This is a genomic window from Herbaspirillum sp. (assembly GCF_035644555.1).
GTDB lineage: Bacteria > Pseudomonadota > Gammaproteobacteria > Burkholderiales > Burkholderiaceae_D > Herbaspirillum.
The window spans coordinates 1-18,493 of record NZ_DASQOH010000081.1 but is presented as its reverse complement, the minus strand read 5'-3'; the positions used below and the strand labels follow the sequence as shown (position 1 = coordinate 18,493).

Sequence of the window (18,493 nt, the reverse complement as noted above, 5' to 3'; positions counted from 1 at the left end):
AACGAAAATCGGAGCCCGCGGGCTCCGATTTTTTTTATTCCGGCAGGGCGGACCGCCGCGCCGGGCGATGGCGGTCCAGCTGTGTCCTACTTCTTCAGTTCGAAGCTGCACACCGCCTGCAGCATGGCGTCACCCACCGACATCGGCTTGGGTTTGACGAAGTCCATGCCCTTGAGGGCGTCGGAATGGTCGCGCTTGTCGCCCTTGCCATCGTTCTCGGCAAAGATGATCTCGCGCACCAGCTTCATGGTGCCGGCCTTGCAGTTGTACTGGTGCAGGTCCTTGTACGACTTCAGCGACGGGAAGCTCTTGTCGCCATTGTTGGGACGCGCTTCCTTGAAGTTCCACAGCGACCAGGCTTCGCGGATACCACCGGCCTCGACGATGGAATCGGTATCGACCAGCAGTTCCGACTGGTCGGTGCCGCCCAGCGATTGCCAGTTCTCGGCGTGGGCCGGCAGACTCGCCAGGAGGGCCGCCAACAGGCCGGTCGTTGCGAGCAGGGTCTTGGTCTTGTGATTCATGCCGTTTTCCATCCTTGTTGAGTTTGAATAGGTCTTTGACGTAGCCAGCGTGCAAACATTCCGCCAATCCGGCGCTGCACACGAAGTGGCGCAGCATAGCCCGGCCATGGCCGGCTTTCAAGGGTGGTAACGTTTTATTTCAGCTCAGTGATGTTCCGGGGCAATAGTCCTTCCCATGATCACCTTGCCCCGGATGCCACAGGGATTTCATGGCTGGCCCCTTGCTGCGCTTTTGTCGTAGCCCGTCTGGCCTTATAATCCAAGGCTTTCCTGCCAATTCACCCTCCAGCCGCCTGCCGGCGCTTCCTATCGACATGCAATACGTCTCCACTCGCGGTCACGCTGCAACTCCTTCCTTCTCCGAAATCCTGCTGGGCGGCCTGGCCCCGGACGGCGGCCTGTACCTCCCGGCGCAGTATCCGCAGGTGAGCGGCGCCGAGCTCGACCAGTGGCGCAAGCTGTCCTACGCCGACCTGGCCTTCGAGGTGCTGCGCAAGTTCGCCACCGATATCCCCGAAGCCGATCTCAAGGCGCTGGCGCACAAGACCTATACCGCCGACGTGTATCGCAATACCCGCGCCGGCGAGGACGCCGCCCAGATCACCCCGCTGCGTACGCTGGAAGAGCGCGACGGCAACAAGCTGGTACTGCAAAGCCTGTCCAACGGTCCTACCCTGGCCTTCAAGGACATGGCCATGCAACTGCTGGGCAACCTGTTCGAGTATGCCCTGGCCAAGCAGGGGGCCGAACTCAATATCGTCGGCGCCACCTCCGGTGACACCGGCAGCGCCGCCGAATACGCCATGCGTGGCAAGAAGGGCATCCGCGTCTTCATGCTGTCCCCGCACAAGAAGATGAGCGCCTTCCAGACCGCACAGATGTTCAGCCTGCAAGACCCCAACATCTTCAACCTGGCGGTGGAAGGCGTCTTCGACGATTGCCAGGACATCGTCAAGGCCATCTCCAACGACCTCGACTACAAGGCCGCCAAGAAGATCGGCACCGTCAACTCGATCAACTGGGCACGCGTGGTGGCGCAGGTGGTGTACTACTTCCGCGGCTACCTGGCCGCGACCAGTAGCAACGAACAGAAGGTCTCCTTCACCGTCCCTTCGGGCAACTTCGGCAATATCTGCGCCGGTCACATCGCCCGCATGATGGGCCTGCCCATCGACAAGCTGGTGGTGGCCACCAACGAGAACGACGTGCTCGACGAGTTCTTCCGCACCGGCGTGTACCGCGTGCGCAAGTCGGCCGAGACCTACCACACCAGCAGCCCCAGCATGGATATCAGCAAGGCCTCCAACTTCGAGCGCTTCGTCTATGACCTGCTGGGCCGCGACAGCGCCCGCGTCAAGTCCCTGTTCCATAAGGTCGAGACCGCCGGTGGCTTCGACCTGACCGGCAAGCCCGGCAGCGACGGCGATGAATTCGCCAGCGTGATCAAGTACGGTTTCGCCTCCGGCAAGTCGTCCCACGCCGACCGCCTGGACACCATCCGCTTCGCCGAAAAGACCTACGGCATCACGGTCGATACCCACACCGCCGACGGCATCAAGGTGGCGCGCGAAAACCTCACCCCAGGCGTGACCATGATCGTGCTGGAGACCGCCTTGCCGGCCAAGTTCAACGAGACCATCCGCGAAGCCCTGGGCCGCGACGCCGACCGCCCGGCCGGCTTCGAGAACATCGAGGCGCTGCCGCAGCGCTTCGAGGTCATGCCGGCCGATGCCGCCCGCGTGAAGGCCTTCGTGGCCGAGCACACGGGCCTGTAAGCATCGTCGGTCTGCCCGATCACGCCGTCCGCGCATAGGCCCGGGCGGCGTTTTTCATGGGCCGCGGAGGGGCGGCGATTGCATTAGAATGTCGGGTCGCTGTATTGACCGGTATCGACCAGAAAGCAGCGCACTTTCCGCATCCCATCCGTCAGCCACCATGCAATCCACGCCCGCTCCTTCTCCAGATTCCCCGGCCAAGCCCGCCCGCGCGCCTATGCAAAGCGTCGCCCAGGCACTCGACACCTTGCTTGATGCGGCCGTGCCGGTCACCGGCAGCCAGACCATCGCCACCCTGGACGCCTGCGACCGCGTGCTGGCCACCCCCGTGCAGGCCCACATCAACGTGCCTGGCATGGACAATTCACAGATGGATGGCTATGCCGTGCGCGCTGCCGATTGCGCCTCCGGCCAGGCGCGCCTGCGGGTGTCGCAGCGCATTCCCGCCGGTCACGTCGGCCAGCCGCTGGAAGCCGGCACGGCCGCCCGCATCTTCACCGGCGCCATGCTGCCCGAGGGCGCAGACGCCATCGTCATGCAGGAAGCCTGCGAGGTGGACGGTGACCACGTCGTGATCCGCCATGTGTCCACCCGTGGCGAATGGGTGCGCTATATCGGCGAAGACATCCGCCAGGGCAGCACCATCCTCCACGCCGGCACGCGCCTGCGCCCGCAGGAACTGGGGCTGGCGGCTTCGGTCGGCCAGGCCGAACTGGAGGTACTGCGCCGGGTAAGGGTGGCGGTGTTCTTCACCGGCGACGAACTGACCATGCCGGGCGAACCCCTCAAGCCTGGTGCCATCTACAACTCCAATCGCTTCCTCCTGCGTGGCCTGTTGCAAAAGCTGGGTTGCGCCGTCAGCGACTACGGCATCGTTCCCGACAACCTGGCCGCCACCCGCCAGACCCTGCGCGAAGCCGCCCGCGAGCATGACCTCATCATCACCAGCGGCGGTGTTTCCGTGGGCGAGGAAGACCATGTGAAGCCGGCCGTGGAAGCGGAAGGGCGCATCAACATGTGGCAGATCGCCATGAAGCCCGGCAAGCCCCTGGCCTTTGGTCAGGTGCGGCGCGGGGAAGAGGGCGCGGGTGAAGCGTTCTTCATGGGTTTGCCCGGTAATCCTGTCTCTTCCTTCGTCACCTTCCTGCTGTTTGTACGACCTTTCCTGCTGCGTCTGCAGGGTCTGTCACGCGCTGCCGTGCTGCCGCAGGCGGTGAGCATGCGCGCCGATTTCGACTGGCCCCGCGCCGACCGCCGCCAGGAATTCCTGCGCGTGCGCCGCAATGCCCGGGGCGGCCTGGATCTCTTCCCCAGCCAGGGCTCGGCCGTGCTGACCTCGACCGCCTGGGCCGACGGTCTGATCGACAACCCGCCCGGACAGACCATCGCCGCCGGCGACATGGTGCAGTTCCTGGCCTTCGATCATCTGCTCAACTGAGCGCTGCGGAGCACGGATGAGACTGGCTGACATCGATCAGTATCTGAGCAGCAGCATTCCCAGCGAGGCCACCGGCTGGCGCCGCTTCGTGCTGGAGTTCCTCATGTTCGGGATCAAGGAAGCGCGCTGCTGTCTGTTTGCGGGGCTGTTCTTTGCTGCCGTCTTCCTGATGCCACGGGCCGGCCTGTTTGGCATTCCCCGCTATGATGCCTTGCTGCTCTTCGCCGTGCTGGTGCAGGTCTGGATGGTGTCTGCCCGCATTGAGACCATCGCCGAACTCAAGGCCATCAGTGTGTTCCACGTCGTCGGGTTTGCGCTGGAAGTATTCAAGACTTCGGGAGCGATCCAGTCATGGAGCTATCCTGATTTTGCCTACACCAAGCTGTTCGGGGTGCCGCTGTTTTCCGGATTCATGTATGCCGCCGTAGGCAGCTACATCATCCAGGCCTGGCGGCTATTCGACCTGCGCATCGAGCATCACCCTCCCTACTGGATGGCGACCCTGATTGCCCTGCTGATCTACGTCAATTTCTTCACCCATCATTACATCGGTGACTATCGCTGGTATCTGGCCGCGTGCGCGCTTGGCCTGTACGCCCGCTCCACGGTGCTGTTCCGTCCGCTGGATCGCGATCGCAAGATGCCGCTGCTGCTGGCTTTCCTGCTGATCGGATTCTTCATCTGGCTGGCCGAGAACATCAGCACCTTCTTCGGCATCTGGCGCTATCCCAACCAGATGGGGGCCTGGTCCACGGTGCACCTGGGCAAATGGAGCGCCTGGTCGCTGCTGGTCATGATGACCTTCACCATCGTGGTTCATCTCAAGCATATCCGCAGCAAGATTCATATCGCCCAGTGAGGGCGTGCTGCCATCGTCAAGGAAATCTCATGAAAATCGAACTCCGTTTCTTCGCCAGCGTGCGCGAAGCCCTGCAGACCTCGCAGGAAATCATCGAGCTGCCGGACAGCGTCAAGACCGTCGGCGACGTGCGCGCCTTCCTGATGGGGCGGGGCGGCATCTGGGCCGAGGTGCTGGGACCGGAAAAGAACCTGCGCATGGCCTACGACCATGAGATGACCGAGGCCGATACCGAAATCGTCGACGGCGGCGAGGTGGCCTTCTTCCCACCCGTCACCGGCGGCTGACATGAGCACCCGCCGCGATTCCTCGGTCGGCACCATTGCGCACTACAGCAGTAATGCCGAGAGCTTTCGTGAAGGCACCTGGGATCATGACGTCAGCCAGAACATGGCGGCCTTGCTGGATGCCCTGTACGCCAGAGCCGGCCAGGCCGGGCAGGGACCCTTCACGATTCTGGACTTCGGCTGTGGCCCGGGGCGCGACCTGATCGAATTCACCCGGCGCGGCCATGTGGCCGTCGGGCTGGACGGCACGGCCGAGTTCGTCGAGATGGCGCGTGCGGCCAGTGGCTGCGAGGTCTGGCACCAGGACTTCCTGCAGCTGGACCTGCCGCCGCAACGCTTCGACGGCATCTTCGCCAATGCCTCGCTGTTCCATGTGCCTTCGGCTGCACTGCCGAGCGTGCTCGCCCGATTGCACGCCAGCCTCAAGGCGGGCGGCATCCTCTTCAGTTCCAATCCCCGCGGGGAAGACCTGGAAGGCTGGAGCGGCCCGCGCTATGGCGTCTGGCACAGCCTGGAGGGCTGGCGCCGTTACCTGCTGCCAGCAGGATTCGTTGAATTGCGGCATTATTACCGCCCTGACGGTTTGCCGCGCGAGCAGCAGCCGTGGCTGGCCAGCGTCTGGCAAAAGACGGAAGACCCGCGTTAAGCGGGCAAGCCCACAACATTCGACATCCGGATTCTTTGGGAGGAGACCAAGCCTGCGCCAAACAGGTTTGCGGAGGGGCTGCACAAAAGACATCGTCCATCGATGCGCATTCATCCACACCTAAGAAGGAACCATCTTGATTTCGACCCAACTGGCCGCCTGGGCGGCCCAGGACACGCAGTTGCTGCTGGTCACGCTGGCGGCATTGATCGCCATCGTGGTGCTGATCAGCTTCCTGTCCATCGCACCCTTCCTGTCCATCCTCATCGGCACCTTCATCGCCGGTATCGGCGCCGGCTTGCCGCTGGAAGACATCGCCAAGGCCTTCAGCAAGGGCGCCGGCAGCCTGTTGGGCGAGGCCGGCATCATCATCGCCCTGGGCGCGATGCTGGGCGCGCTCATGGCCGAATCGGGCGCGGCCGACCGCATCGTCAATACCCTGCTGCGCTATGCGCGTGGCAGCATCATTCCCTGGATGATGGCGCTGGTGGCCCTGGTGGTCGGCCTGCCGCTGTTCTTCGAGGTCGGGCTGGTGATGATGGCGCCGATCATCTTCGTCATGGCACGCCGTTCGCAGTTGCCCATCATGCGCGTGGCCATTCCCGCGCTGGCCGGCATGACCACGCTGCACGCGCTCTTGCCGCCGCACCCCGGCCCGCTGATTGCCGTGTCGGCCCTGCATGCCGATCTCGGTACCACCATGCTGCTGGGCTTCATCGTCGCCATTCCGGCGGTCATCATTGCTGGCCCGTTGTATGGCAACTTCCTGGCACCGCGCCTGAACCTGGCCGAACCGGACCAGATCGGCAAGCTCTTCAGCGCCCGGGAAGGGCAGTCGCAGCCGGGCTTCGTGGCCTCGCTGGTGACCATCCTGCTGCCGGTGGCGCTGATGCTGGGCCGTACCGTGGCCCGCATCTGGGTCACGCCCAAGACCGAGCTGTTCGAGATGCTCAACTTCTTCGGCGAACCCATCATCGCCCTGACCGTCACGGTGCTCTTTGCCGTGGTGGTGCTGGGCTGGGGCCAGGGCAGCAGCCGCTTCCAGGTGGGTGCCACGCTGCGCCGCGCCTTGCCGCCCATCGCCGGCCTGCTGCTGACCATCGGCGCCGGCGGCGGCCTCAAGCAGACCCTGCTGGCCGCCGGCATCAGCGACACCATCACCAAGATCGCCACCGGCACCCACATGCCGCTGATCCTCTTGGCCTGGATCATCGCCGTGGCACTGCGCCAGGCCACCGGTTCGGCCACCGTCGCCACGACCGCCACCGCCGGTATCGTCGCGCCGCTGGTGGCGGGCCTGTCGGCCACCCACAATTCGCTGATGGCCCTGGCCATCGGTGCCGGTTCGGTGTTCTTCTGCCACGTCAATGACGCCGGCTTCTGGATGGTCAAGGAATACTTCGGCCTGAACCTCAAGCAGACCCTGGCGACCTGGTCGGTAATCCAGACCCTGGTCTCGGTGATCGGCCTGGGCATGACGCTGCTGCTGTGGGGGCTGATCGTTTGATCGTCTGATGCACGTGTGCTCGCGGGCAGGGCTGCGCTGGTAGAATCGCAGCCCTGCCTTTCACTTTCCGTCTCGCCATGCCTGTCCGCGTCCAGACCGCCGATTTCGATCTCTCCACCGAAGTGGCGCAACTGCGCCTGTCCAATCCCCGCGTAGGGGCGGTGGTGAGCTTCGTGGGCACGGTGCGCGATCTCAACGAGGGCGCGGCCGTCTCGGCCATGGAGCTGGAACACTATCCAGTCATGACCGAGCGTGCCCTGGAGCAGATCGTGGAACAGGCCAAGGCGCGCTGGCCCATCTTCGATGCGCTGGTGATCCATCGCATCGGGCCCATGCAGCCGCTGGAGCAGATCGTGCTGGTGGCGGTCACCTCGCCCCATCGCGGCGAAGCCTTCGCGGCCTGCGAATTCATCATGGATTACCTCAAGACCCAGGCGCCGTTCTGGAAGAAGGAACAGACGCCGGACGGCGCGCGCTGGGTCGATGCCCGCGAGAGCGACGACAGCGCGCTGTCCAAATGGAAACAATGAGGCGCCGCGGGCCGGGACGCTGATCCCGGGCACCAGGACGCCCATCCGCACAAGTTCAGGGGAAACCGTTTTGCCATTTACCTTCCGCTTGCCTCGCATCCCGGGTTTGCCCCAGACTGCGACGGCGCCTTTCTGTCCCTCCGAAGTGGCCGGCTCGGTCGCTGTGCCGGCCGGCGCCTCGGTCTGGCAAAAGCTGCGCATCTATGTCGGCCCCGGCCTGCTGGTGTCGATCGGCTACATGGACCCGGGCAACTGGGCCACGTCCATCCAGGCCGGTTCGCAGTTCGGCTACCAGCTGCTGTTCGTGGTGATGCTCTCCAGCCTGGCCGCCATCGTGCTGCAATGCCTGTGCGCGCGGCTGGGGATTGCCACCGGCAAGGATCTGGCCGTGCATTCACGCGAACATTACCCGCCCGCCGTGGGCAAGGGCATGTGGGTGCTGGCCGAACTCTCCATCATCGCCTGCGACCTGGCCGAAGTGCTGGGCTGCGCACTGGCCTTCAACCTGCTGCTGGGCGTCTCGCTGCCGGTGGGGGTGCTGCTGACCGCGCTCGATACCCTGATCGTGCTGGGACTGAAGGGCAGGGGCTTCCGCCAGGTGGAAGCCATCATCCTCGGACTGGTCATCACGATCGCCGCCTGCCTGCTGGCACAACTGGCCTTCGTCAAGGCCGACTGGCATGAGGTGATGCAAGGCTTCGTGCCCTCGCTGCAAGCCATCTCCAGCCGCGAGCCGCTGTATCTGGCCATCGGCATCATCGGCGCCACCGTGATGCCGCACAATCTCTACCTGCATTCTTCCATCGTGCAGACCCGCAGCGTGCGGCGCGATCCGGCCTCCCTGCTGGAGGCGGTGCGCTACACCCGGGTCGATACCACGATCTCGCTGCTGATCGCCATGGTCATCAACGCCACCATCCTGATCCTGGCCGCCACCGCCTTCCACAAGAGCGGCAATACCCAGGTCGCCGAACTGGATGAGGCCTACCATCTGCTGGATCCCATCACCGGCTCGGCCATGGCGGCCGTCCTGTTCGGCGTGGGCCTGTTCGCGTCCGGCCAGAGCTCGACCTTCACCGGCACCATCGCCGGCCAGGTCATCATGGAAGGCTTCCTGAAGCTGAAGATTCCCTGCTGGCAGCGCCGCGTCATCACCCGCGCCCTGGCGTTGGTGCCGGCGCTGATCGGCGTGCTTACCCTGGGGCCGCATTCGGTGGGCAAGCTGCTGGTGGCCAGCCAGGTGGTGCTGTCGCTGCAGTTGCCCTTTGCCATGTATCCGCTGATCCGCCTGACCAGCCGTGCCGACCTGATGGGCGAGCTGGTCAACCCCTGGTGGGTCAGCGCCACGGCGTGGCTGCTGTTCGTGGCGATCTCGGCTGCCAACGTGTGGCTGGTGTGGCAGGTGTTTGCCACCTGATACAGCTTTTACACATCAAACTATCATGTTTACTCTGTATTTTATGGGTATTGATGATAGTATGATGTGTATATGAAGACTTCTTGCACCCTGCAACTGCATATCGACGGCGCCTGGCGCGACGCGGCCGCGTTGTCCCTGACCGGCCCGGTCGAACAGGGCATGGCGGCCTCGTCCTTCCTGGCCTATGAGGCGGCGCACGTGGTGGACTACCAAAACCGGCGTGATGCGGCGGCGGTCTCCGCAAATGTGCCCGTCAGCTTCGATGACCTGCGCGAACAGCGCTGGCCGGCGTTCCTGATCGATCTGCTGCCGCAAGGGTACGGCCGGGGCGAGCTGCTGCGCCAGCTTGGCCTGGATGAGCGCGCCGAAGCCAGCGCCGACTGGCCATTGCTCTGTGCCGGCGCCGGCAATCCCATCGGCAACCTGCGTCTGCTGGAAGCCTGGCAATGGGCGCAGCAACGCAGCGGACCGCAGTTGCGCGGATTCGCCATCGACGAGATCGCGGCGCGTTCGGAAGACTTCAACGAATACCTGGCCCAGCACGGCCTGTTCCTGGCCGGCTCCTCGGGGGTGCAGGGCGAATGGCCGAAGATTCTGTTGACGCGTGCCCGCGACGGCCTGTTCTATCTCGACCACGCCTTGCCCGATGACCTGGCCGACCAACACTACATCGTCAAGTTCGGACGAGGGCCCGATCCTGACCTGGCCAACATCCTGCAACTGGAAGCTCCCTATATGCAGCTGGCGGCCAGCCTCGGCCTGCGGGTCCACGCCGCGCTGGAACTGCACGGCAAGGCCTTGTTCATTCCGCGTTTTGATCGCGAGGTGCAGGTCATTGACGGTCGCCGCCAGGTAGTGCGCTACGCCCAGGAAAGCATTGCCTCGCTCTGCGGCGTAACCGGCTTTGCGGCGACGCCGTCGCATAATGTGGCCTGCGCCCGGCTGGGGGAAGTGGCCACCGATCCGATGGCGGAGATCATCGAATACCTGAAGCGCGATATCGCCAATATCGTCCTGCGTAACAAGGACAACCACGCCCGCAACACCGCCATCCGACGCGACGCGCAGGGGCAGATCGGACTCACGCCGCTGTTCGATTTCGCGCCGATGTGGTTGCATCCCGATGGCATCGCCCGCCGCATGCGCTGGGAGCACGATGACGGCGGCTCGCCGCAGTGGGCCAGCGCGATCGCGCAGGCCTGCGACGCGGCCCGACTGGAGGAAGCACCGGTGCGGGCGGCGGTGCGCGAGATAGCGCAGCCGCTGGCAGGACTGCTGGAGCGCGCCCGCGATCTGCGCATTGACGCACAATTCCTCGACCCCTTGGCCGTCACGCTGGCCCAGGTCCGTACCCAGCTGGAGGCGCTTTGAATGGACAAGCGCTTCAAGCCTCTCACTGCCATCGAGCAATTGGAAGAACGGAGGATGCTGTTCGACGAACTGGCTGCCGATCCGACCCTGCCCATTCCCGCCGTGATCCGCAAGATCCGCACCACTCTGCGCCTGACCATTGCCGAATACGCCAAGCTGTGCGGCGTATCTGCCCGCACCTTGCAGGATATCGAGCGCGGTGAGTCCAGCCCCACGCTGGCCACTGCCGACAAGCTGCTCAAGCCGGTCGGCATGAGCGTGGGTGCGGTGGCGCGCAAGCGCACATGAAAAAGGCGGCCCTGATGCTGCATCAGGGCCGCCTTTCCACTACCTCAGGCTGGTTCAGTTGCGCGCTGCCGTCTGCGACTTGCCGCTCCCCGGCTCCAAGACCACCGTGCAGGTCAGCCCCGAGGCCAGCAGTACATGTTCCGGCACCTTGTCGAGCTGGATGCGTACCGGAATGCGCTGGGCCAGCCGCACCCAGTTGAAGGTCGGGTTCACATCGGCGGTCAGTTCGCGGCTTTGCGGATTGTCACGGTCATAGATGCCGCGGGCGATGCTGTCGACATGGCCTTCCAGGGTGGCGCCGTTGATCAGCTGGATCTTGGCGCGGTCGCCGATGGATAGTAGCGGCAGCTTGGTTTCCTCGAAATAGGCATAGACCCAGAAGGAGTGGCTGTCGATCAGTGCGATCTTGGCCGCGCCGGCAGCCGCATAGTCGCCGCGGCGTACGGCCAGGTTGGTCACATAGCCATCCACCGGGGAGAACACCTTGGTGCGCTCCAGGTTCAGCCTGGCCGTATCGCGCTGCGACAGGGCCGCCTGGTATTGGGCCTGGGCGCCTTGCAGCTGGGCCTGGGCGGCTTCCAACTGGGCTTGCGAGGCGGTAACCTGGCTGCCGGCATCTTCGCGGGCTTCCCGCGACACCACCAGCGCATCCACATCGGCCCGGCGGCGGGCCTGGGCGCGGCGCATAGCCAGGTCGGCGCGACGTGCCTCGACCTCGGCACGGCGCACATCCAGATCTGCCTTGCGCGCGGTGACGGCGGCCTCGGCCTGTTGCAGCGCCAGCGTGTAGCGGGCCGGGTCGATTTCCATCAGCAGGTCGCCCTTCTTGACCAGCTGGTTGTCACGCACCGGCAGCGCCACTACCTGGCCGGAGACATCCGGCGCGACGTTGACCACTTCGGCGCGCACCCGGCCGTCGCGGGTCCAGGGGGAATGCATGTAGTGCTGCCACAGGCTCCAGGCGAGCAGGATGGCCAAGAGGAAAATGGCCGAGGTGATGAGGACGCGGAAAATCGATTTGACCGACATGGTGAACTACTCCTGATTGTTTCTTTATCTTTTCTGAAGTGATGGGTTTGGCGCAGAAGGCGGTAAAGCCGATGTCCCTTAGCGGTACACGTACAGCCCCAGCAAGGCCGCCAGGCAGACGAACAGGCTCACGCGGAACAGCGCCGGGTGCCAGGTCAGTTCGTAGAAGCCCAGCCGCACCAGGACCCGGTCCGCGGCCATGGCCAGGATGGCGGCCAGCACGGCCAGCAGCAGTACCGTTGGGATGTAGGCGTCGAAGAAGGAAATCTCACGTGGCATGGCGTTCTCCGGAAGCGGGGTTGGCACCGGCGCGCATGGTATGCAGCGGCGATTGCTGATCGAGCAGGGCGGTGCGGATGAAGTGCAGGTAACTCAGGGTGCGTTGCAGGCGATGACGTTCGCTGCGTTCGCGGTAATGCGGGCCGATGGCGGTCTGGACTTCGACGATGGTGGCGTCATTGGCCTCCAGCGCCGCCTGCAGGGTGGCCGCCGAAGGCCGGGCGAACAGGGCCGGGATGGCTTCGCGCAGGCGGTTCAGTGCGGCGTAGGCGGACGGTGGCAGCAGGTCCGGGGTTTCGGTGCGGATGCCGTGCAGTTCGGTACGCAGTTCGATGATGGCGTGGCCCACTTCCAGGGTGGCAAACATCCAGCCCAGCGCCTTCTGGCGCAGGACCGGGCGACTGCTGGTGAGGATCGTGATCTGGTGCATCAGGTCACGGGTGCCGCTTTCGAACTTCAGCGCCAGGCGGCCCAGCTTGCCGAAACAGGCGTCCACCACCTGCTTGCGCAATTGCTTTTCCAGCACGCGCACGGTCCAGTCGGTGGTCGGCGGCAGCAGCAGCATGAAGGCCACGGCCGTCACCAGCAAGGACACCACCAGCGCCACCGATTCGTTCAGGTAGCCGGCCGCATTGAAGTGGGCGAAGTTGTCCGGTACCGCCAGGAAGGGAAAGAAGATGCAGATCCCCAGGCCGTAACCGGCCCATTTGGGTTTGGTGGTCAGCCAGACGGCCAGCATCAGCACCGGCATGAGCGCGCTGGCCAGCATCCAGTAGCCATCCAGGCGCGGCAGGATATGGAAGGTGTAGACATAGCCGGCCACGGCCGCGAAGAGCACGCCGATGGCGACCGTACGCGTGGCCTTGGCCGGGTCGGGTGCGGCCGAGGTGATGGCGCAGAAAGCCGCCGCGTTGAGCACGGCCACGTCGCCGCTGGGCCAGCCGCTGGCGATCCAGAAGCCTGCCAGGCACAGCATCACGATGGCGGCGCGGGCACCGGCGATCAATGCCGTGGTCATGCTGGTCTTGGGGGCGTAGGAATGCTCCCATTGCTCGCGCTCGTGGTGGCGCTGGTTCAGCGAGGCATAGGTCAGGGTGTAGGCATGCAGTTCTTCGACCACCCGGTACAGGAGTTCAGAGGCCGTATCGAAATCCAGCATGGCGCTGTCGCTGTCGCACTGTTCGGCCAGCGTGCCGCGGGTGGCGCGCACGCGGCGCGGCAGTTCGCGCTTGAAGGCGTCCAGCTTGAGGGCGGCGTCGGCGGCATCCACCGCACTCATCACCGGTTCGCCGCTGGCGCGGGTCAGCAAGGGCTGCACCTCGCGGAAATACGGCGAGATGGCGGCAATGACCACCTGCGCACTCGGTGCGGGATTGGCGTGCAGCCGGTTCATCAGCTGGTGCAGCGCGTGTACGCGGGTGGACAGCGCCATGAATTCGCTGTTCATGCGGCTCAGGCGACCGCTGCGCAGGCGCACTTCCGGGTCTTCGAAGATGGCCGAGCTGCGCAGGGCTTCCAGGCCGATGATGTCGCCCACGAAGCGGGCATTGGTGGCTTCCAGTTGCTTGCGGTCGTTGCTGCCGCCCAGGGTGGCGCTGATCAGATCAACGAAGGCGGTAAAGCGGCCACGGATGATGCGTACCAGGCCCGGTGCACTGGCCTGCGGGAATACCAGCGCGCTGACCAGGCCCACGCAGACGATGCCGACCATGATTTCGGAGACCCGTGTCATCACCGAATCGAACGTGATGGCCGGATGCAGCGCGGCCGGCAGGCCGATCAGTGCCACCGTATAGCCGGACAGCACGAAGCCATACGAGCGGAAGTTGCGATTGTGCGCCGAGCCCACCGTGCACAGCCCGATCCACAGGGCCGAGGCCAGCAGGAACAGTTCCGGCGTCTGCGCAAACAGGCCGACGAAGACCACGATGGCCGCCGAGCCGACCAGGGTACCGATGACCCGGTAGAAGCTCTTGGCCAGGATCATCCCGCTTTGCGGCTGCATGACGATGAAGACCGTGATCAGCGCCGAGCGCGGCGACTCCAGGTCCAGGCCGTAGCCGATGCCCAGCGCCAGTAGGCCAGCGAAGACCATCTTGAACACATACACCCAGGTCGGTGCATCACTGCGCCACCAGTCGCGGGCGGCCTCGTGCAGCTGCGCCTTCAGGGGCAGGGCGGGGGCAGGCGTGGGTGTGCTCATTTGGCGGCCACCTGCTCATCCGGGGCGCTGCCATTATCCATGCCCCCGCCCAGGGCAGTCTGCAGCGCGGCGTAGGCGCTCAGACGCTGTGCCTGCAATTGCTGCACGATCTGCTGCTGGCGCAGCCATTGGGTCTGGGCGTGCAGGATGTTGAGGTAATCGGTCAGGCCGCGCTGATAGGCACGGGTGGCGATATCCACGTTCTTTTGTGCGGCTTGCACCGATTGCTGTGCCTGCTCCTGCTGGCGGGCTACTGATTGTAGCGTCACCACCTGGTCGGAAATGCCCTTGAGGGCTAGTGAGAGCAGGGCGTTGTAGTGCTCCACCTCGATGTCATAGCCGGCGCTGGCCGCACCCAGTTGGCCACGCAGGCGGCCACCCTCGAAGATGGGCAGGGAGATGGCTGGACCGTAGGTGGTCTGGAGATTGGGCGCAGAAAGGAAGGAGAACAGCCCGCCACCGGCGGCCGCCGGGCCGATGCCGGCCAGCAGGTTGATGTTGGGGTAGAAGGCGGCCTTGGCCACGGCGATGCCCTTGCCAGCGGCTTCCACGCGCCAGCGGGCGGCGCTGATGTCCGGGCGGCGGCCCACCAGGTCGGCCGGCAGTGCGCTGGGCAGGCCGATGGCGGCCTGCAGCTGCAGGGTGGGGCGGGTGATGCCGTCGGCGGCGCCGGGGCCGGCGCCCAGCAGCGCGGCCAGCTGGTTGCGGATCAGGGCGATGCTCTCTTGCAGGGCTTCGATCTGGCGCCGGGTCTCCGGCAACGGGGCTTCGGCCTGGGTGATCTCAAGCTGGGTGCCGAGTCCACCCTTGAAGCGACGATGGGCTAGGTCGAGGATCTTCTGTTCTTCCTTCAGCATGGCTTCGGTGTTGTCCAGCAGGCCGTATTGCAGGGCCAACTGCACATAGGTGCGCACCACATTGCCTTCCAGGTCGAGCTGGGCAGCGCGGGCGTCGGCCGCCACGGCGTGCATCTCGTCCTCGGCACGCAGGGTGGCGTTCTTGTTGCGATCCCAGAGGTCGACGTTATAGGACAAGCCCAGGGTGGCGGTGTTGTTCCAGGTCAGCTTGTCGCGGAAGGCGGCACCGTAGTAGACGTTATCGGACCAGTCCTTGCGGCCGACCGCCACATCCAGCTGGGCGCTGGGCAGCTCGCCGGCATGGGTGGCCACGGCCAGCGAGCGCGCCTGGCGTACGCGGGCGGCGGCCACCGCCATGCTGGGGTTGCCGGCCACGGCGCGGCTGACCAGTTGGTCCAGCTGCGCATCGCCATAGACCTGCCACCAGGCGCGTTGCGGCCAGCCGGCCTCGCTGGCCGCCTGGCGGATAGCCTGGCCGGCGTCCAGCGTGGCGACCTCGCGGACCTGCGCTTGCGGCTGGATGCCGCCCTGGTCGGCGCAGCCGGCGATTGTCAGCGCCAATGCAACGACGGTCAGGGCAGGTAGCTTGAAAATGGCGATACGTGTCATGGGATTACCCGAAAATATGCAAATATCAGAAGTTATGTATTCTATTTTGTAATTATTTCCAAAAAAATCCGCTATTACGCAATTCTTTATCTCAATATTGGAAATAATGATTGCACCGTTTTGGGTAACAATGCTGACATCCGGTGTTGCGCCCGCCGTGCTCGGCACCTGTTTATTGATAGGAACAAGATGGATACCCTGCAAAACATGCGCGTCTTCACGCGCGTGGTCGAGGCCGGCAGCTTTACGCAGGCGGCCCAGCAGATGGCCCTGACCACCGCCCATGTCTCGCGCGCGGTGGCCGACCTGGAGCGCCATCTGCGCACCCGCCTGTTGAACCGTACCACGCGCCGCATCGCCCTGACCGAAGCGGGCGAGCGTTATCTGCTGCGCTGCCAGCAGATCATGGCCTACGTGGATGAGGCCGAGGCCGAGGCCAGTGCCGCCTATGTGCGACCCTCCGGCCGCCTGCGCATCCACGCCATGACCAGCTTCGGCCAGCGTTATGTGATTCCCTCCATCTCCGGTTACCAGAAGCGCTATCCGGACGTGGCGGTGGAGCTGACCCTGGCCCAGCGCATTCCCGACATGCTGGAAGAAGGCTATGACGTATCGCTGGTGCTGGCCCGCGAACTGCCGGATTCCGGCCTGATCTACCGCCAGCTGGGCAGTACCTTCAGCATGCTGTGCGCAGCGCCCGGGTACCTGGACAAGTATGGCGCGCCCCAGCAGCCGGCCGACCTGCTCAATCATGCCTGCCTGCAGTTGGTGAGCCCCATTTCGCCGTTGGACGAGTGGATCCTGGATGGGCCGGAAGGCGAGGCGGTGATCGCCGTCAAGAGCAATTTCCAGGTCAACGTGGCCGAAGCCATGCTTACCGCCGTCCGCGAGGGCATGGGGATCGGCGTGTTGCCCATCTATTCGGCAGTGGATGCGCTGCGCGCCGGTACCATTGAGCGGGTGCTGCCGCAGCACCGCTTGCAGAACATGGGGGTCTACGCGCTGTATCCTTCACGTCAATACCTGGACGCCAAGATCAGCACCTGGGTAGACTGGATGCACGAAACCGTGGACAAGACCCTGGAGGAAGACCACCTGGCGCTGGAGCGTCTGGGCAGCCTGCGGGAAGAAATGCGGGGCGTCACGACGCGCTGATGCGGGGTCTGGCCCGGGTAGTGACAAAAGGAGAATGCGGATGGGATGGCTGGCAGTGGGAATGGGCGCGGCGCTGGGCGCATGGCTGCGCTGGCGCATATCGGTGGTATGGAACGTGGCCGGCCACTTCGTACCGCTGGGCACGCTGGCGGCCAACTGGGCAGGGGCCTATGTGATCGGTTTCCTGGTGGCCTATTTCGAACAGCATCCGGGGCTCTCGCCCGAATGGCGGCTGTTCGCGGTGACCGGTTTTCTGGGCGGCCTGACCACCTTTTCCACCTTCTCTGCCGAGGCCATGATCCTCTTGCAGCGGGGCGACTATCTGTGGGCCATTGGCCATTCCGCGCTGCATCTGCTGGGCTCCATCGTGCTCTGTGTTGCCGGGTTTGCAAGCTATCGCGCCTTGGCAGGGTGACGTCCCCCGGCGAACTGATGCAGATCAAAACAGACGGCATGATCATTGCTTGAAAATCAAAGCGCAGGCCCAACTTTCATCTCATTGAAAAATTGGAGCGAACCATGCGTCTCGACAAACTCACCACAAAATTGCAGGAAGCGCTGGCCGATGCGCAATCCCAGGCAGTCGGCCACGACAATCAATACATCGAACCCGTTCACCTGATCCTGGCCTTGCTGGGCCAGGATGACGGCGGCGCACGCTCGCTGCTGCAGCGTGCCGGCGTGAACGTGAACGGCCTGAATACCGCCTTGCAGGCGGCCCTCAAGCGCCTGCCGCAAGTCTCCGGCAACGGCGGCGAAGTGCAGGTCGGGCGCGAACTGGTGGCCCTGCTGAACCTGGCCGACAAGGAAGCACAAAAGCACGGCGACCAGTTCGTCGCCAGCGAAATGGTGCTGCTGGGCCTGGCCGACGACAAGTCCGACGCCGGCCGTGCCGCCCGTGAAAACGGTCTCAGCCGCAAGTCGCTGGAAGCAGCCATCCAGGCCGTGCGCGGCGGCGCGTCGGTGTCCTCGCAGCAGGACGAAGGCCAGCGCGAAGCCCTCAAGAAATACACCCTGGACCTGACCGAGCGCGCCCGTGCCGGCAAGCTCGACCCGGTGATCGGCCGCGACGATGAAATCCGCCGCGCCATCCAGGTGCTGCAACGGCGCAGCAAGAACAACCCCGTACTCATCGGCGAACCGGGCGTGGGCAAGACCGCCATCGTCGAAGGTCTGGCCCAGCGCATCGTCAACGGTGAGGTGCCGGACAGCCTGAAGTCCAAACGCGTGTTGTCGCTGGATATGGCGGCCCTGCTGGCTGGTGCCAAGTATCGCGGCGAATTCGAGGAGCGCCTGAAGGCGGTCTTGAAGGAAATCGCCCAGGATGAAGGCCAGACCATCGTCTTCATCGATGAGCTGCACACCATGGTGGGTGCTGGCAAGGCCGAGGGCGCCATGGACGCCGGCAACATGTTGAAGCCGGCCCTGGCACGCGGCGAGCTGCATTGCGTGGGTGCCACCACGCTGGATGAATATCGCCAGTACATCGAGAAGGACGCCGCGCTGGAGCGCCGCTTCCAGAAGATCCTGGTCGACGAGCCCAGCGTGGAAGCCACCATCGCCATCCTGCGTGGTTTGCAGGAAAAATATGAAGTGCACCATGGCGTGGACATCACCGACCCGGCCATCGTGGCGGCCGCCGAGCTGTCGCATCGCTACATCACCGACCGCTTCCTGCCGGACAAGGCCATCGACCTGATCGACGAAGCCGCTTCC

At 64.6% G+C, this 18,493-nt stretch carries 18 protein-coding genes; 13 read left to right on the top strand and 5 right to left on the bottom strand.

Annotated elements, in window-relative coordinates:
* Window positions 1-86 precede the first annotated feature (86 nt).
* Window positions 87-524, bottom strand: coding sequence for a surface-adhesin E family protein (locus tag VE092_RS22850; RefSeq protein WP_324880190.1), 438 nt, complete (start codon window positions 522-524; stop codon window positions 87-89).
* Between the two features lie 314 nt (window positions 525-838).
* On the opposite strand from VE092_RS22850, the gene thrC reads away from it, so the two are divergent.
* From thrC to VE092_RS22800, 10 genes are all read left to right on the top strand, one after another.
* Window positions 839-2,299, top strand: a complete 1,461-nt coding sequence (thrC, locus tag VE092_RS22845; RefSeq protein ID WP_324880189.1) for a threonine synthase — start codon at window positions 839-841, stop codon at window positions 2,297-2,299.
* Window positions 2,300-2,516: 217 nt separating this feature from the next.
* Window positions 2,517-3,737, top strand: a complete 1,221-nt coding sequence (gene glp / locus VE092_RS22840; RefSeq protein WP_324880188.1) for a gephyrin-like molybdotransferase Glp — start codon at window positions 2,517-2,519, stop codon at window positions 3,735-3,737.
* 16 nt (window positions 3,738-3,753) lie between these two features.
* Window positions 3,754-4,596 (top strand): DUF817 domain-containing protein, encoded by an 843-nt coding sequence (locus tag VE092_RS22835; RefSeq protein ID WP_324880187.1) that lies wholly within the window; start codon window positions 3,754-3,756, stop codon window positions 4,594-4,596.
* A gap of 29 nt (window positions 4,597-4,625) precedes the next feature.
* Entirely contained in the window at window positions 4,626-4,883 is a 258-nt protein-coding gene (gene moaD, locus VE092_RS22830) for a molybdopterin converting factor subunit 1 (RefSeq protein ID WP_008328251.1), read from the top strand.
* 1 nt (window position 4,884) lies between these two features.
* Window positions 4,885-5,529, top strand: coding sequence for a class I SAM-dependent methyltransferase (locus VE092_RS22825; RefSeq protein ID WP_324880186.1), 645 nt, complete (start codon window positions 4,885-4,887; stop codon window positions 5,527-5,529).
* 136 nt (window positions 5,530-5,665) lie between these two features.
* The gene (locus VE092_RS22820; RefSeq protein ID WP_324880185.1) at window positions 5,666-7,036 is read left to right on the top strand and encodes a gluconate:H+ symporter; all 1,371 of its coding nucleotides are present in this window, start codon (window positions 5,666-5,668) and stop codon (window positions 7,034-7,036) included.
* A 77-nt stretch (window positions 7,037-7,113) separates the two neighbouring features.
* Entirely contained in the window at window positions 7,114-7,566 is a 453-nt protein-coding gene (moaE, locus tag VE092_RS22815; protein ID WP_324880184.1) for a molybdopterin synthase catalytic subunit MoaE, read from the top strand.
* A 70-nt stretch (window positions 7,567-7,636) separates the two neighbouring features.
* Window positions 7,637-8,983, top strand: coding sequence for an Nramp family divalent metal transporter (locus VE092_RS22810; protein ID WP_324880183.1), 1,347 nt, complete (start codon window positions 7,637-7,639; stop codon window positions 8,981-8,983).
* Window positions 8,984-9,055: 72 nt separating this feature from the next.
* Window positions 9,056-10,357 (top strand): type II toxin-antitoxin system HipA family toxin, encoded by a 1,302-nt coding sequence (locus tag VE092_RS22805; protein ID WP_324880182.1) that lies wholly within the window; start codon window positions 9,056-9,058, stop codon window positions 10,355-10,357.
* Window positions 10,358-10,645, top strand: coding sequence for a helix-turn-helix transcriptional regulator (locus VE092_RS22800; protein WP_324880181.1), 288 nt, complete (start codon window positions 10,358-10,360; stop codon window positions 10,643-10,645). It abuts the gene before it with no gap.
* Between the two features lie 54 nt (window positions 10,646-10,699).
* Here VE092_RS22800 and VE092_RS22795 read toward each other — a convergent pair whose 3' ends face one another.
* The 4 genes from VE092_RS22795 to VE092_RS22780 form a co-directional block, all read right to left on the bottom strand.
* Window positions 10,700-11,674 (bottom strand): HlyD family secretion protein, encoded by a 975-nt coding sequence (locus tag VE092_RS22795; RefSeq protein ID WP_324880180.1) that lies wholly within the window; start codon window positions 11,672-11,674, stop codon window positions 10,700-10,702.
* A gap of 78 nt (window positions 11,675-11,752) precedes the next feature.
* On the bottom strand, window positions 11,753-11,953 hold the full coding sequence (locus tag VE092_RS22790) for a DUF1656 domain-containing protein (RefSeq protein WP_324880179.1): 201 nt from the start codon (window positions 11,951-11,953) through the stop codon (window positions 11,753-11,755).
* Window positions 11,943-14,156 (bottom strand): FUSC family protein, encoded by a 2,214-nt coding sequence (locus VE092_RS22785; protein ID WP_324880178.1) that lies wholly within the window; start codon window positions 14,154-14,156, stop codon window positions 11,943-11,945. The genes VE092_RS22790 and VE092_RS22785 overlap by 11 nt, the downstream gene beginning before the upstream one ends.
* Entirely contained in the window at window positions 14,153-15,622 is a 1,470-nt protein-coding gene (locus VE092_RS22780; RefSeq protein ID WP_324880177.1) for an efflux transporter outer membrane subunit, read from the bottom strand. Before VE092_RS22780 ends, VE092_RS22785 begins: the two co-directional genes overlap by 4 nt.
* A 189-nt stretch (window positions 15,623-15,811) precedes the next feature.
* Between VE092_RS22780 and VE092_RS22775 the strand changes: the two genes are divergently transcribed.
* From VE092_RS22775 to VE092_RS22765, 3 genes are all read left to right on the top strand, one after another.
* Window positions 15,812-16,777 carry a LysR family transcriptional regulator gene (locus VE092_RS22775; RefSeq protein ID WP_324880176.1) on the top strand — a complete coding sequence of 322 codons (966 nt, stop codon included), beginning with the start codon at window positions 15,812-15,814 and terminating at the stop codon, window positions 16,775-16,777.
* Between the two features lie 40 nt (window positions 16,778-16,817).
* On the top strand, window positions 16,818-17,192 hold the full coding sequence (crcB, locus tag VE092_RS22770; RefSeq protein WP_324880175.1) for a fluoride efflux transporter CrcB: 375 nt from the start codon (window positions 16,818-16,820) through the stop codon (window positions 17,190-17,192).
* Window positions 17,193-17,296: 104 nt separating this feature from the next.
* On the top strand, window positions 17,297-18,493 hold a 1,197-nt coding region (locus tag VE092_RS22765; protein WP_324880174.1), incomplete at its 3' end, for a Clp protease N-terminal domain-containing protein.

Coding starts and splice junctions, on each gene's coding strand:
- VE092_RS22850 (WP_324880190.1), bottom strand. CDS start 524: ATGAATCACAAGACCAAGACCCTGCTCGCAACGACCGGCCTGTTGGCG.
- thrC (WP_324880189.1), top strand. CDS start 839: ATGCAATACGTCTCCACTCGCGGTCACGCTGCAACTCCTTCCTTCTCC.
- glp (WP_324880188.1), top strand. CDS start 2,517: ATGCAAAGCGTCGCCCAGGCACTCGACACCTTGCTTGATGCGGCCGTG.
- VE092_RS22835 (WP_324880187.1), top strand. CDS start 3,754: ATGAGACTGGCTGACATCGATCAGTATCTGAGCAGCAGCATTCCCAGC.
- moaD (WP_008328251.1), top strand. CDS start 4,626: ATGAAAATCGAACTCCGTTTCTTCGCCAGCGTGCGCGAAGCCCTGCAG.
- VE092_RS22825 (WP_324880186.1), top strand. CDS start 4,885: ATGAGCACCCGCCGCGATTCCTCGGTCGGCACCATTGCGCACTACAGC.
- moaE (WP_324880184.1), top strand. CDS start 7,114: ATGCCTGTCCGCGTCCAGACCGCCGATTTCGATCTCTCCACCGAAGTG.
- VE092_RS22805 (WP_324880182.1), top strand. CDS start 9,056: ATGAAGACTTCTTGCACCCTGCAACTGCATATCGACGGCGCCTGGCGC.
- VE092_RS22800 (WP_324880181.1), top strand. CDS start 10,358: ATGGACAAGCGCTTCAAGCCTCTCACTGCCATCGAGCAATTGGAAGAA.
- VE092_RS22795 (WP_324880180.1), bottom strand. CDS start 11,674: ATGTCGGTCAAATCGATTTTCCGCGTCCTCATCACCTCGGCCATTTTC.
- VE092_RS22790 (WP_324880179.1), bottom strand. CDS start 11,953: ATGCCACGTGAGATTTCCTTCTTCGACGCCTACATCCCAACGGTACTG.
- VE092_RS22785 (WP_324880178.1), bottom strand. CDS start 14,156: ATGAGCACACCCACGCCTGCCCCCGCCCTGCCCCTGAAGGCGCAGCTG.
- VE092_RS22780 (WP_324880177.1), bottom strand. CDS start 15,622: ATGACACGTATCGCCATTTTCAAGCTACCTGCCCTGACCGTCGTTGCA.
- VE092_RS22775 (WP_324880176.1), top strand. CDS start 15,812: ATGGATACCCTGCAAAACATGCGCGTCTTCACGCGCGTGGTCGAGGCC.
- crcB (WP_324880175.1), top strand. CDS start 16,818: ATGGGATGGCTGGCAGTGGGAATGGGCGCGGCGCTGGGCGCATGGCTG.